A 13,852-nucleotide genomic window follows, 5' to 3' on the forward strand; every position below is an offset into this window, starting at 1 on the left:
GTGTCCCTGGGCGACAACGCCCAGGCAGTGTGAAACTGGGGCTATGACGGTGATGCGGGGTCTAGGGCGGTCAATGGCAGTTGGACTGGGGTGCGCGGCGGCGTTGGTGCTGGCCGGATGCGCGGGGCCGGGTTCACCCCCGACCGGCGATGTTTCGCCGCCCGGTTCGACCCCGACGGCAGCTTCGACCCCGACCTCCCCAGCCACGCAGTCCTCGACACCCGCTCCCGCCGATTCGGCCTCCGCCGGCACCTGCGGTTCGAACCAACTGGCGCTGTCGCTGCAGTCGAGGCCTCAGGACAGCGGCATGGGCAACTTCTACTGGGACCTGCGCCTCACGAACACCGGCCCGGCGGCGTGCACGGTCGAGGGCTACCCGGTGACGACTCTGGTCGGCGCGGCCCCGAATGTGCCGGTCGGGTCCGCTTCCGACACCGAGCCGGGACGCTGGTACCCGGTGGCGGTCCTCGCGTTGGCGCCCGGGACATCCGCGTACAGCCTGCTGCACCTCGGCCAAGCCGGCGCGTACGGCTGTCCCCTCGTGCCGGTCGGCGCCCTCGACGTGACGCTGCCCGGCTGGGACACCGCGAGCCGGGTGGCCACTCCGAACCCGATCGAGGGCTGTGACGACGACAGCACCGTGCTCGTGCGCACCGGCCCGCTGGCCCCGGCCCCGGTCAGCTTCTAGAGCCGGGCCGGCTTCGGCCGCACGGTGGCCAACTCAGGAGATCCGGGGCAGGCCGCGGCATCCGTTGCCTGATTCCGGGGGCAGGGGCTGCAGCCGACACAGGTTTTCCTGAGTTAGCCGCAGCGTTGCGTGCATAACCCCGGCGAATGCGCGCCGCTCGGCCCGGCGGATGCGCGGAAACATACGGCCGTTCGCCGCGCGGCTCACACTGTGCAGAAGTCAGGCACGGGACACGTCGGAGATGGCGCCGGCGGATGCGCGCAGCTCGCGCCGCTCGGCCCGGCGCTCCCGGCCGCCCTCGACCAGGAAGTACAGCACGGGCAGCACCACCAGGGTCAGCACGGTCGAGGAGACCAGCCCGCCGATGACAACGAGGGCCAGCGGCTGCGAGATGAAACCACCCGTTCCGGTGAGGCCGACCGCCATCGGCAGCAGCGCGAATATCGTGGCGAGCGCGGTCATCAGGATCGGGCGCAGACGACGGGACGCACCGTTGACCAGCGCCTCCCGCACCGACTGCCCGCGACGCCGGTACTGGTTGACCAGGTCGATCAGCACGATGGCGTTGGTCACGACGATGCCGATCAGCATCAGCACGCCGATCAGCGAGGGCACACCCAGCGGGATGCCGGTGATCACCTGCAGGGCGATCGCGCCGGTCGCCGCGAACGGCACCGACACCAGCAGCAGCAGTGGCTGCAGCAGCGACCGGAAGGTCGCCACCATCACGATGTAGACGATCAGGATGGCGATCAGCAGCGCGAGCCCGAGCTGCGCGAACGCCTCGGTCTGGTCGGCGGTGACCCCGCCGAGGGTCGCCGTCGCGCCCTCCGGCAAAGCGGTGTCGGCCAGGGCTGCCGTCATCTGCGCGTTGGCCGCACCCAGGTCGTCGATGCTGGGGGTGGCGGACACGGTCGCCGTGCGCAGCCCCTTCGTCGTGGTGAGGGTGGACGGACCCTCGACCTGCTCGACCGTGGCCAGGGTGTCCAGGGCAACCGGTCCGGCCAGGGTCGGGATACTCAGGGCCGCGAGCTCGGCCGTCGTCGTCGGCGGCGCCTCGGACTGCAGGTAGACCGACAGGGTCGTCTCGTCGATCACGATGGATCCGATCACGCTCGGCTGCATGGCCTGCGACACCAGTGCGCCCAGGGCGAGCTCGCTCAGGCCCACGGCACCCGCGGCATCCCGGTCGACGGTCACCGCGATGTAGGGGCGTGAGGCCGCCAGATTGCTTGAGCTCTCCTTGATCGCGTCGAGGTCCTCCACGGAGGCGAGCACCGCGTCGGTGGCCCTCTGCAGGTCGGCGTTCGTCGCCGCGGTCACATCCACGGCGATATCGGATGTCCCGCCGAACCCTCCGCCGGACGAGATCGAGAATTCTCCGCTTCCGTTCAGGGCCGTGAGCTGGTCTCGCACGACATCCTGAACCTCGTCGGGGTTGGCCTCCCCGTCGGTGGTGATCGAGTAGGTCACGGTGTTTGACGACACGCCGCCGCCGAATGCGGCCAGGGCGTTGCCGCCACCGATGGAGACCTGCACGATTTCGACGCCGTCGGTGCCGCGAAGGGACTTCTCGGCGGCCGTGGAGGCGTCGTCCTGAGCTGCGAGGCTGGTGCCCACCGGCAGTGTCTGGGTGACTTGGAAGGTGGTCTGCCCGGTCGAGCCGAGGAAGTTGATCTTCATATAGGGAACCAGGGCCACCGTGCCGCCCAGAACGAGCACCGCGACCAGGAGTGTCGCGACGGCGTGGTTCAGGGTCCAGCGGATGACCGGGAGGTAGCCGGTCTGAAGGCGGCTCGGGCGCTCCTCGGGCGGGGCGTCCGCGCTGCCGTTGTGGCGGGTGCGGCGCGAGGTCGTGGGCTCGACGCTGACGGTGGGCGGGCCTGTCGAGATCGGCGAGCCTGTCGAAACCTCCGCAGTAAGGGCCAGGGGGGTTTCGACGAGCTCAACCACCGGGGCGGGCGCGACCGCCCTGGCCGGCCGCAGGAACCAGTATGCGAGCACGGGCACGATGGTCAGAGACACCAGCAGCGACGCGAGCAGGGCGATCGAGACGGTTAGCGCGAACGGCCGGAACAGTTCCCCGGTCGAGCCGCCGACGAACGCGATCGGCAGGAACACGGTGACGGTGGTGATGGTGGATGCCGTGATCGCCCCGGCCACCTCGCGCACCGCGCGCACGATGGTCGCGGCGCGGTCGGCGCCCTCGACCAGGTTGCGGGTGATGTTCTCGATCACCACGATGGAGTCGTCTACGACGCGCCCTATCGCGATGGTGAGGGCGCCGAGGGTGAGGATGTTCAGCGAATAGCCCACGCCCTGCAGGCCGATGAAGGTGATCAGCACCGAGGTCGGGATCGAGATCGCCGTGACCAGGGTCGCCCGCACCGAGAGCAGGAACACGAGGATCACGAGAACGGCGAAGATCAGTCCGAGCAGGCCCTCTTCGGTGAGCGCGTCGATCGATTCCTGGATGAACGGAGCCTGGTCGAAGACGACCGTGAAGGTCGCGCCGGGGACCGCCGCCTCCAGCTGGGGCAGGATCGCGCGCACGGCCTCGGACACGTCGACCGTGTTCGCTGCGGGCACCTTGGTGACCGCGATGGTCAGGGCCGGCTGCCCGTCGACACGGGAGATGCTCGCGACCGGGTTCTCGCCGAGGGCGACGTTGGCGACGTCGCCGATGGTGGTCAGACCCGCGCCGGGCACCGGGGCGAGGATCGGAAGCGCCGCGATGTCCTCGGCCTCGCCGAGCTTCGAGCCGGTCTGCACCGAGAGGGTGGTGTCGTCTTCGGTCAGCGAACCGGCCGGGATCAGCGACCCGTTCTGTTCCAGCGCACTGCGGATGCCCTGGCTGGTCAGGCCGCGTTCGGCCAGCTTCGCGGCATCCGGCGTGATGGTCACGCGGCGGCCGACGTCGCCGACCAGGGCTGCCTCGCGCACGCCCTGCACATCACGGATGTCGCCCAGTACGCTGCGCTTGAGGTCGTCGGCGAGGGTGTCGCGGTCGCCGCCGGACACGGCGAGGGAGAGCACCGGGAAGTCGTCGATGCTGCCGGAGAGCACCTGCGGGTCGAGGTTCTCAGGCATGGTCGACTTGATGCGGTTGATGGCCTGGCTGATGCGCGATTCGGCCTTGACCAGGTCGGTGCCGTAGGTGAACGTGGCGCTGACCAGCGACGCGTTGGTGCTGCTGGTCGTCGAGGTGGATTCGAGCCCGGGGATGCCCTGGATCGCCGTCTCGATCGGCGTCGACACGTCGTCGTTGACGACCTCGGGCGAGGCGCCCGGGTAGCTCGTCGAGACCACCAGTTGCGGCAGCTGCAGGGAAGGGATCAGCTCCTGCTTGAGGCTGGTCAGGGCGAGGCTGCCGAAAACGGCGACGACGATGGTGATCAGCGCGATCAGCGCCCGGTTCTTCATGCTCAAGACAGCGAGAAAATGCACCCGTTCAGTATCTCATTGCAGGGTGTGCAGACTTCCCTGCCCGGGGCATCCGTCGGGCCGAGGCAGGCGGAGGGGCGTACCCTCGGCCGCAAGACGCACCATCAACCCGAACGACAAGGAGCAATTATGTCTGTGGCACGCGTAACAACACTCAGCATCCGGTCCGACAGATCCTTCGAGGATGCCGTCGCCGTCGGCATCGCCCGGGCGAGCAAGACCCTGCGCGGGGTCTCCGGCGCCTGGGTCAAGGAACAGAAGGTGGAGGTGACAGACGGTGAGATTACCTCGTACGACGTCGTGATCGAAGTCACCTTCGTTCTCGACGACTAGGCACGGTCTGCGCACGAGCGGCCGGCCCGACAGGTCGCCGGCGGCGCGGAAGGCGGCATCCGCGACGCCGGGTCGGGTCGGCCTGGCAACTTGATAACGGGCCGATAGTGCAATTGGATGGACTTCCATGACCCGTCGCCTCGTCCAGCTCCTCATCGGCCTCTTCCTCTACGGCTTGGGGATCGCGCTGATTGTGCGCGGCGAGATCGGCGTGGCCCCGTGGGACGTCCTCACCCAGGGCATATCCGGCCGCACCGGCCTCGGTTTTGGGTTGGTCACCATCCTGATCAGCGGCGTCGTGCTGCTGCTCTGGATCCCGCTGCGCCAGAAGCCGGGCGTGGGCACCGTGCTGAACGCCCTGCTCGTCGGGCCGGCGGCGGATGTCGGCCTCTGGCTGATCCCGACGGGGCAGGATTTGTGGGTGCGCATCCTGCTGTTCGCGGCCGGGCTTCTGGTGCTGGCGATCGCTACCGGCCTCTATATCGGCGCGCATTTCGGCCCCGGCCCGCGCGACGGGCTGATGACGGGCCTGCACCAGCGCACCGGCTGGCGCATCTGGATCGTGCGCACGGGCATCGAGGTGACCGTGCTCAGCATCGGCTGGGCGCTCGGCGGCAACGTGGGCATCGGCACGGTGCTCTTCGCCGTGCTCGTCGGCCCGCTCTGCCACTGGACGATCCCGTTCTTCGCGATCACCCTGCCCCAGAACGACGACGCCCGGCTCGAGGAGACCCTCGAGGGTTCCGTGCCGCCCTCCGAGCCCTCGATCGACAGCCCCGCGAACTGACTCCGGCGCCGAATCGGGCTTCCACCCGCGAATACATTGTTGAACAATCTGCGGAAGTGGTGCATCCTTAACCAAACTTCCACGGACGGAGACCCGGATGTCCAGCATCGATTCAGACAGCATCGATCTAAACAGTGATGTCGGGGAATCCTTCGGCAACTGGTCCTTCGGCGACGACGCAGCGATCATCTCCTCCGTCTCCAGCGTGAACGTGGCCTGCGCCTTCCACGCCGGGGATCCGAGCACGATCCGCGCCACCTGCACCGCCGCCGCCGCAGCCGGCGTGACGGTCGGCGCGCACCCGGGCTACCGGGACCTGGCCGGCTTCGGCCGCCGGTTCATCGACATGGAGCCCGGTCACCTCACCGACGAGGTGATCTACCAGATCGGCGCGCTGCAGGCCCTGGCCGCGGTCGCCGGAACCCGGGTCAGCTACGTCAAACCGCACGGCGCCCTCTACAACACCATCGCGCACGACGAGGTGCAGGCGCAGGCCGTCGTCGACGCGATCCGCGCCGTCGACCCGAGCCTGCCCGTGATGGTGCTGCCCGATTCCGAGATCCAGCGCCTCGCCGACGCGGCGGGGCTCCGCACGGTCGTGGAGGCTTTCGCCGACCGCGCCTACAACTCCGACGGCTCTTTGGTCTCGCGGTCCCGGCCCGGCGCCGTGCTGCTGCACCCCGACGCTGTCACCGAGCAGGCGCTCCGCCTGGCCGGTGACCGCCAGGTGCGCACGGTCGACGGCAGCCTCCTCACGGTGACGGCCGAAAGCATCTGCCTGCACGGCGACACCCCCGGCGCGGTCGCGCTGGTCGGTGCGGTGCGCTCCGCGCTGCAGGATGCCGGAATCCGCATTCGAAGCTTCGTCTAGCCCCGTGTCCGATCCCGTTCGCATCATCCGAGCCGTCGGCGACCGCGCCGTGCTGGTCGGACTGCCCAGCCTGGCCGACGTGCTCGACCTGCAGGCACACCTGCAGCGGCATCCGTTGGCCGGGCAGCTCGACGTGCTCGCCGCCGCGGAAACCGTGCTGATCACCGGCGTCTCCGCCTCCGCCGCACGGGGATTCGCCGACGCCCTGCGGCAGCTGCAGGTGCTGCCGGCCGCCCCCGCAAACGCCGCGCTCGTGCGGATCGACACCGTCTACGACGGGGAAGACCTCGCCGACGTCGCCGCGCACACCGGCCTCAGCAGCGAGGGCGTCATCGCCGCGCACACCGGCCAGGACTGGACCGCCGCGTTCGGCGGCTTCGCCCCCGGCTTCCTCTACCTCACCGGCGCGAGCGCCGTGCTGACCGTGCCCCGGCGCAGCTCGCCGCGCAGCTCGGTGCCCACCGGCTCCGTGGCCGTGGCCGGCGACTACTCCGCCGTCTACCCCCGCGCCTCCCCCGGCGGCTGGCAGCTGCTCGGCCGCACGGACGCCCGGCTCTGGGACCTGAAGCGTTCGCAGCCGGCCCTGATCCGCCCGGGTGACCGGGTGCGGTTCCGCGCGGTGCGCGAGCAGGTCGCCGCCGCGGGGGTCCTCGTCCCGGAGACCGCAGTCGCGGTTGGGACTCCGGCAGCGGCGGCCACTCCCGATGTCGCGGCAACCGCGGCCCCCACCCCCGCCACCGGCATCCGCGTGCTCTCCCCCGGCGCGCAGACGACCGTGCAGGACCTCGGCCGCCCCGGCTACGCCGACCAGGGCGTGACCGCGTCCGGCGCACTCGACCGTGGCGCCCTGCGGCGCGCCAACCGGGTCGTTGGAAATCCCGCCACGGCCGCCGTGCTCGAGAACGCCCTCGGCGGCCTGTCCCTGACCGCGCTGGCAGACCAGGTGCTCGCCGTCACCGGTGCCGTTCTGCCGCTCACGGTGACGGATGCCGTCGGCCGCCACCGCGAGCTGCCGATGGATTCCGCCGTCTCCCTTTTCGCCGGGCAGACCCTGTCGCTCGGAGCCCCCCGCTCGGGCGTGCGCAGCTACCTGGCCTTTCGCGGCGGCATCGACGTGGACCCGGTGCTCGGCAGCCGGTCCACCGACACCCTCAGCGGCATCGGTCCGGCCCCGCTGACCTCGGGCACCGTGCTCCGGATGCTGCCGCCCGCCCCCGGCAGCGCCGTGCACCACCCCGAGGCCCCGCCGCCGGCCCCGGCCGAGGTCACCGTGCTGCGCTTCGTGCCGGGACCCCGCGCGGACTGGTTCGAGCCGGCATCCGTCGACCGGTTCGGCGACGCGGAGTGGACCGTCACCCATCAGTCGAACCGGATCGGCCTGCGGCTGGCCGGTGAGCCGCTCGCCCGGTCGCGGCCGGGCGAGCTGGCCAGCGAGGGTACGGCCCGCGGGGCCATCCAGGTGCCGCCGTCGGGCTTGCCGGTTTTGTTCCTCGCGGACCACCCGGTCACCGGCGGCTACCCCGTGATCGGCGTCGTGCTCACCGAGGACCTCGACCTCGCGGCACAGTTGCCGACGGGTGCGCGCGTCCGTTTCACGCCCGTGCCTGCCGAGCCCCTTCCAGCCGAGCCCGTCCCCGCCTCCCCCTGATACCCGCCCTCACGCGCTACGCGGTTGCTGCGCCGCTGCGCTGCCGGCACGCCACGCGCGGAGCGGCGCAGCCCCCGCGCGTGCCCCAAACACCCCCCGAACACACGCCCCGAATGAGAGCTGAACCATGCAGAAAGTTCTGATCGCCAACCGCGGCGAGATCGCCGTGCGCATCGCTCGCGCCTGCGACGACGCGGGCCTTGACTCCGTGGCCGTCTACGCGGACGTCGACGCCGACGGCCTGCACGTCTCGGCCGCCACGGAGGCCTGGGCACTTGGCGGCGACAGCCCGACCGACAGCTACCTCAACGTGGCCAAGCTGCTGCGCATCGCCCAGAATTCCGGCGCCGACGCCGTGCACCCGGGCTACGGCTTCCTCTCGGAGAACGCCGATTTTGCTCAGGCCGTGATTGACGCGGGACTTCTCTGGATCGGTCCGACGCCCGCCGCGATCCGGGTGCTGGGCAACAAAGTCTCCGCCCGTGAGATCGCCATCCGGGTGGGAGCTCCCCTGGTCGCCGGGTCCGAGGGCACCGTGGAGACCGCCGCCGAGGTGCGCGCCTTCGCCATGGAGCACGGCCTGCCGGTGGCCATCAAGGCGGCGTTCGGCGGCGGCGGCCGCGGCTTCAAGGTCGTCTGGGACATGGATGCGATCGAGGAGTCCTTTGATTCGGCCGTGCGCGAGTCGACGGCCGCCTTCGGCCGCGGCGAGTGCTTCGTCGAGAGGTTCCTGCACAAGCCCCGCCACGTGGAGGCGCAGATCCTCGCCGACACCCACGGCAACGTGATCGTCGTGGGCACCCGCGACTGCTCGCTGCAGCGCCGCAACCAGAAGCTCGTCGAAGAGGCGCCCGCGCCGTTCCTCACCCCTGCGCAGAAAAACCAGATCTATTCCTCGGCCAAGGCCATCTGCCGGGCCGCCGGCTACACCGGCGCGGGCACCGTGGAGTACCTGCTCGCGCAGGACGGCACCATCTCGTTCCTCGAGGTGAACACCCGGCTGCAGGTCGAGCATCCGATCACCGAGGAGACCAGCGGCATCGACCTGGTACTGGCGCAGCTGCAGATCGCAGCCGGCGGGCCCGTTCCCATCTTCACCGACCCCGAACCGCGGGGGCACTCGTTCGAGTTCCGAATCAACGCCGAAGACGTGGGGCGCGGGTTCCTGCCGTGCCCCGGGACCGTGGCGACCTTTACCGTGCCGACCGGGCCGGGCATCCGGGTCGATTCCGGGGTCAGGGCAGGCGGCATCGTGCCGGACCGGTTCGACTCCCTGCTCGCCAAGCTGATCGTCACCGGCGCCGACCGGCAGCAGGCCCTGCGCCGCGCCCGCCGAGCCCTTGCCGAGTTCGAGATCACCGGCCTGCCCACCGTGCTGCCGTTCCACCGTGCCGTGGTCACTTCGACGGCATTCACCGCGCCCGACCACCTCGACGTGCACACCGGCTGGATCCAGGCCGACTTCTCCGAAGAACTGCCCAGCGACCCCCAGTTCAATCCCGTGCCGCCGGAGGCCGCCCGCCACACCATCACCATCGAGGTCGACGGGCGACGGATGGCGCTCGGCCTGCCTGCCGCCCTCCTCGACAGTCTCCTTCGCGGGCTGGGCGGCGCGGCCGGTGCGGCCGCTGTCACCGCTGCCGACGGCCGTCCCACCGGTGGCCACTCGGCCCCCGCCGCAGACCCGGCCACCCTCCGGGCCAGCATGGGCGGCTCGGTCGTGAAGTGGATGGCCCCATCCGGTGCGCTCGTGGCCGCAGGCGACCCGGTGCTCGTACTCGAGGCCATGAAGATGGAGTCGATCGTGGTGGCGCACCGCAGCGGAATCCTGCGGGAGCAGCTGGTTCATCCCGGCGACACGGTGGCGGTGGACAGCGCGGTCGCCTCGATCGGGGACTGAGCGTATCCGTCGCCCGGTTCCGGCTGCCCGCCGGAACCGCCGGAACACCCCGCCCGTCCTCGGGCCGCCGCTCCGACCGGGCGGTATCGTGGGCACCATGACCCTCGCCGAGACCCTCGCCGACCTGCGTCACCGCACCGCGTCGGCGCGTCATGCCGAGACCGGCCAGTGGGTGTCGGGGGTGCTTCGCGAGCGGATCGCGGCCGGCCACCTGCCGCCCGGCACGAAGCTCCCCGAGGAGCCGCTTTGCGACGCGCTCGGCGTCTCGCGCAACACCCTCCGCGAGGCCTTCGCGACGCTCAGCGCCGAACGGGTGGTCACCCGCATCCCGAACAAGGGCGTCTTCGTCGCCCGGCCCACCGCAGACGACATTCGGGAGATCTACCGGGTGCGGCGCTACCTCGAGCCGGGTGCCCTGGCCTTCACACCGGCCGCGGAGCTCACCCCGGCGAGGCTGGATGGACTGCGCCAGGCCGTGGCGAGCGCGCGGAAGGCCCGCGAGGCCGGATCGGTCCCGGGCATGGCCGGTGCCAACCAGGAGTTCCACGCCGGCGTCGTGGCCCTGGCCGGCAGCGACCGCCTCGATTTGCTGATGGCGCAGGTGCTCGCCGAGATGCGCCTGGTCTTCCATTCGATGGGCGAGGAGGCCACCTTCCACGCGCCCTACGTCGACGACAACGCCCGCATCGTCGAGCTGCTGGCGGCCGGCCGGTCGACGGATGCCGCGGCCCTGCTCACCGGCTACCTGCAGCGCGCCGAGGCCCAGCTGCTGTCGATCGTGGCCGAGTCCGTCCGCTAGCCGGCGGTATCCGGCACGGCTGCCCGGCCCCGCTCCCCTCAGCTGCCTGCGTGCGGCTGTGCTGCGCGTCCGCGCTGCTCCTCCGCTGTTCCTCCGCGCTGTTCCTCCGCTGCGCCTCCGCGCTGTTCCTCCGCGCTGCGCTGGTTTGTGGCTAACTCAGGAGATCCCGCCGGGCCGCGCACCGCAGCCGCGGACCAGTGCGGCGGCCAGCACCAGCCGGTGACCACGCAAACAAAACTCCTGAGTTAGCCACAGAGGCGGGCGATCAAGCAGGCAGCGTGGTGGATGTCGGCGACGGAGAAAGGGGGCACCGGGTCGGCGGACAGCAGCGAGAAATGGAGGCCTTCGGGGGCCGTCGGGAGTCTCAAGGGGTCTTCGGGAGTCTCAAGGGGCCTTCGGGAGGCCTTCGGGGGTCTTCGGGGGCCGTCGGAGCGGCGGCGCGCGGCGGGCCGTGCAGGGTGGGGGTCGGGGACATCCGTCAGCCCCAAAGCGTCGCGAGTCCGCCGAGGGACTGATAGCCGAGGAACAGCGTCAGCAGCCAGGCCAGCACGCCGATGCCCAGCAGCCACTTCGGGTAGACGTAGCCGCCGAGCAGGTCGCGGCGGCGCCAGGCCACCCAGAGGATGACAGCGAAGCCGAACGGGAGGATCAGCCCGTTGACCGCGCCGGCCATGATCAGAAGCGTGGCCGGGGCCTGGCCGAGCAGCGTGTAGACCAACGTTGACACGGCGATGAAGACGACGGTGGCGATGCTGCGGGTGCGGGGCGAGGTCTGTGAAGTGGTCACGAACGAGATCGAGGTGTACGCCGCCCCGATCACCGAGGTGATGGCCGCGGCCCAGAGCACGATGCCGAAAAGTTTGAACCCGATCTCGCCGGCCGCGGCCTGGAAGGCCTCCGCGGGTTGATTGTCGCTGGTCAGGTCCACGCCCCCGGCGACCACGCCGAGGATGGCGAGGAACAGGAGCACCCGGATCACGCCGGTGATGATGACGCCCAGCACCGAACTGCGGGTGATCTCGGTGATCTGGGCCCGTCCGGTCACGCCGGCGTCAATCATCCGGTGCGCGCCGGCGTAGGTGATGTAGCCGCCGATCGTGCCGCCGATCAGGGTTGTGATGATGAGGACATCGATGTCGTCGGGCAGCACCGCGTTCTTGACCGCGAGGCCGAGGGGCGGATTCGACACGATCGCCACGTAGGCGATCAGCACGATCATCACGGCCCCGAGTACGACGACGACCTTGTCCAGCGCGAGCCCGGCCCGTTTGCTGAGGAAGATCGCGATCGCGACGGCCGCCGAGAGGATGCCGCCGAGCTTGGCGTCCAGGCCGAAGAGCACGTTGACACCCAGGCCGGAACCGGCGATGTTGCCGATGTTGAACACGAGCCCGCCGAGGCAGATCAGCGCGGCCAGGAACCAGCCGGCGCCGGGCAGCACGGTGTTGGCCAGTTCCTGCGCTCGCTTACCGCTGACGCCGATTACCCGCCAGACGTTCAGCTGCACCGCGATGTCGACCAGGATCGAGACCAGGATGGCGAAGGCGAAGGCTGCGCCGAGCTGCACCGTGAAGCTTGTGGTCTGCACGATGAAGCCGGGTCCGACGGCGCTGGTCGCCATCAGGAACATGGCTCCGAGGAGCGCGCTACGCTGCGCCCGGCGCGGGCCGCGCAGCTTCTTCTTCACGCCTGCGGTTTTCGCTCGAATCCTGGCGCGGACGACGTTGAAAACCATGGGGCGCTCACTTCTCGGAAGGTCAGCACCGGCGGTCACTGATGTCGAGCCAGCCTACATATTGTTCAACAATCAGCACAACCATGAGGCCCACATGGACTCCCCCGGCCGGCGGGGTGCAGCGGGGCAGGGACAACGATGGGGCCGAGGCAGGGTTCGGGCGGGATCGCCGGGCGCGCGGACTACCCGCAGAAATCGGCGATCGTGCGGGTCAGAATCTCGGTGAGCGCGTCGACGGATGCCGCGTCCGCCCACTCAGCGTCGGCGTGCGCTCCGCCACCGTCCACGCCCACGACGAGGCAGGGAATGCCGGCCTCGTGCAGCAGCCCGGCGTCGGTCCAGAACGGCTCGCCGCGGACATCCGGCCGGCGTCCGAGCACCTCCGTCGCACGTTCGGTCACCAGACGCACGATCGGCCACTCCGGATCGGCCTCGAACGCCGCACGCGCCACGAGCCGCGTCAGCCGGAAGCGGAACCCGGCGACGACGTCGGCGAGCCGCTCCAGCAGCGCCCGGAGCTCGGCCTCGACCCGGTCGGGGCTCTGGCCGGGCAACATGCGCCGCTCGATCGTGAGCGTGCAGGCGGCGGCGACGGTGGCGGCATCCGAACCCCCGGCGATGGTCGACACGCGCACGGTCCCGTGGCCGAGCAGCGGATGCGCCGGCGCCGCCTCGATGTCGGCCCGGAGCTCATCGAGGGCGCGCAGCACCAGCCCGGCGTGCACGATGGCGTCGATGCCGCGCTCCGGCTGGGATCCGTGGGCGGCGAGCCCGGTGAGCTCCACCTCGAACCAGGCGAAACCGCGATGGGCGAGCGTGAGGCACAGCTCGCTCGGCTCGGCGACGATCGCCGCGTCGGCGCGGAAGCTGCGCAGCACCTCCATGGTGCCGAGGCTGCCGAACTCCTCGTCCGCCACGAGGGTGACGATGACGTCTCCGGCGAGAACGGATGCCCCGGCCGGCCCGGCCGCATGGGCCCCGGTTCCCCCGACTCCCGTCGCCCGCGCCGCCGCGACCAGGATCGCCGCGACGCCGCCCTTCATATCGAAGGCTCCCCGGCCGATGACGCGACCGTCCCGGAGCTCGCCCGCGAACGGATCCCCGGCGTAACCGCCGACGCCGACGGTGTCGAGGTGCCCGTTGAGCATCAGGGAGCGCCCTCCCCCGGTGCCGCGCCGGATGCCGACGATCGTAGGCCGCCCGGGATGCTCCTCGAGGCGGTGCACCTCGAACCCCCGCGCGGTGAGCCAGTCTGCGCACCAAGCTGCGATCATCCGTTCGCCTGCAGCCTCCGGCACCAGGTCGGAGTTGACGGAATCGATGCCGATGAGCCTCTGCACCACGCCCACCGCTTCGCTCTCTGAATGCACACCCTCAACCTAGCGGCGCCGCAGACCGCGAAAGCGGGTGAAACGTCGGTTTCAGGGCTGCACGGCGACGATTCACCCGATCTCGCGACCGGGTAGCCGGCGAGGTAGCCGGCCGGGCAGCCGGCGACACGTTCCGCCCGCACCCCCGAACGAATTCGACGGAGATTCTGGCTCCCCTGCTGTATCCGTGGGTGTTTCGGAGCGCCTTAACGGCCGCACGCCGCTTCCTGTCTAGGTTTCTGACTGTCAAAGGAAAGAAACTTTATAGGCGGGAAAA

The 13,852-nt window shown here is 70.5% G+C and carries 10 protein-coding genes; 7 read left to right on the forward strand and 3 right to left on the reverse strand.

Annotated elements, in window-relative coordinates; genetic code table 11:
• The first annotated feature begins 73 nt into the window (after nucleotides 1-73).
• Nucleotides 74-688: a DUF4232 domain-containing protein gene (locus tag E3O47_RS16780; RefSeq protein ID WP_166785326.1), complete on the forward strand. Its 615-nt coding sequence runs from the start codon at nucleotides 74-76 to the stop codon at nucleotides 686-688.
• A 219-nt stretch (nucleotides 689-907) separates the two neighbouring features.
• Here E3O47_RS16780 and E3O47_RS05235 read toward each other — a convergent pair whose 3' ends face one another.
• Nucleotides 908-4,135 carry an efflux RND transporter permease subunit gene (locus tag E3O47_RS05235; protein WP_134419730.1) on the reverse strand — a complete coding sequence of 1,076 codons (3,228 nt, stop codon included), beginning with the start codon at nucleotides 4,133-4,135 and terminating at the stop codon, nucleotides 908-910.
• A gap of 126 nt (nucleotides 4,136-4,261) precedes the next feature.
• On the opposite strand from E3O47_RS05235, the gene E3O47_RS05240 reads away from it, so the two are divergent.
• The 6 genes from E3O47_RS05240 to E3O47_RS05265 all read left to right on the forward strand — a co-directional run bounded on the left by E3O47_RS05240 (nucleotide 4,262) and on the right by E3O47_RS05265 (nucleotide 10,470).
• On the forward strand, nucleotides 4,262-4,465 hold the full coding sequence (locus tag E3O47_RS05240) for a dodecin family protein (protein ID WP_104102676.1): 204 nt from the start codon (nucleotides 4,262-4,264) through the stop codon (nucleotides 4,463-4,465).
• Nucleotides 4,466-4,592: 127 nt separating this feature from the next.
• Nucleotides 4,593-5,252, forward strand: a complete 660-nt coding sequence (locus E3O47_RS05245) for a hypothetical protein (RefSeq protein ID WP_166784770.1) — start codon at nucleotides 4,593-4,595, stop codon at nucleotides 5,250-5,252.
• A 97-nt stretch (nucleotides 5,253-5,349) separates the two neighbouring features.
• Entirely contained in the window at nucleotides 5,350-6,123 is a 774-nt protein-coding gene (locus E3O47_RS05250) for a 5-oxoprolinase subunit PxpA (RefSeq protein ID WP_134343411.1), read from the forward strand.
• A gap of 4 nt (nucleotides 6,124-6,127) precedes the next feature.
• Complete coding sequence (locus E3O47_RS05255) at nucleotides 6,128-7,771, forward strand: 5-oxoprolinase/urea amidolyase family protein (protein WP_347232581.1); 1,644 nt, start codon at nucleotides 6,128-6,130, stop codon at nucleotides 7,769-7,771.
• Nucleotides 7,772-7,898: 127 nt separating this feature from the next.
• On the forward strand, nucleotides 7,899-9,671 hold the full coding sequence (locus tag E3O47_RS05260) for a biotin carboxylase N-terminal domain-containing protein (RefSeq protein WP_134419734.1): 1,773 nt from the start codon (nucleotides 7,899-7,901) through the stop codon (nucleotides 9,669-9,671).
• 97 nt (nucleotides 9,672-9,768) lie between these two features.
• Nucleotides 9,769-10,470 carry a GntR family transcriptional regulator gene (locus tag E3O47_RS05265; protein WP_134419736.1) on the forward strand — a complete coding sequence of 234 codons (702 nt, stop codon included), beginning with the start codon at nucleotides 9,769-9,771 and terminating at the stop codon, nucleotides 10,468-10,470.
• Nucleotides 10,471-10,948: 478 nt separating this feature from the next.
• On the opposite strand, the gene E3O47_RS05270 is transcribed toward E3O47_RS05265, so the two are convergent.
• Together E3O47_RS05270 and E3O47_RS05275 are read right to left on the reverse strand one after the other, a co-directional pair.
• Entirely contained in the window at nucleotides 10,949-12,100 is a 1,152-nt protein-coding gene (locus E3O47_RS05270; protein ID WP_134419738.1) for an NRAMP family divalent metal transporter, read from the reverse strand.
• A gap of 287 nt (nucleotides 12,101-12,387) precedes the next feature.
• On the reverse strand, nucleotides 12,388-13,575 hold the full coding sequence (locus E3O47_RS05275) for a M20/M25/M40 family metallo-hydrolase (protein ID WP_241976910.1): 1,188 nt from the start codon (nucleotides 13,573-13,575) through the stop codon (nucleotides 12,388-12,390).
• Nucleotides 13,576-13,852 lie beyond the last annotated feature (277 nt).

It is taken from the genome of Cryobacterium sp. TMT2-17-1 (genome assembly GCF_004402765.1).
GTDB classification, from domain to species: domain Bacteria; phylum Actinomycetota; class Actinomycetes; order Actinomycetales; family Microbacteriaceae; genus Cryobacterium; species Cryobacterium sandaracinum.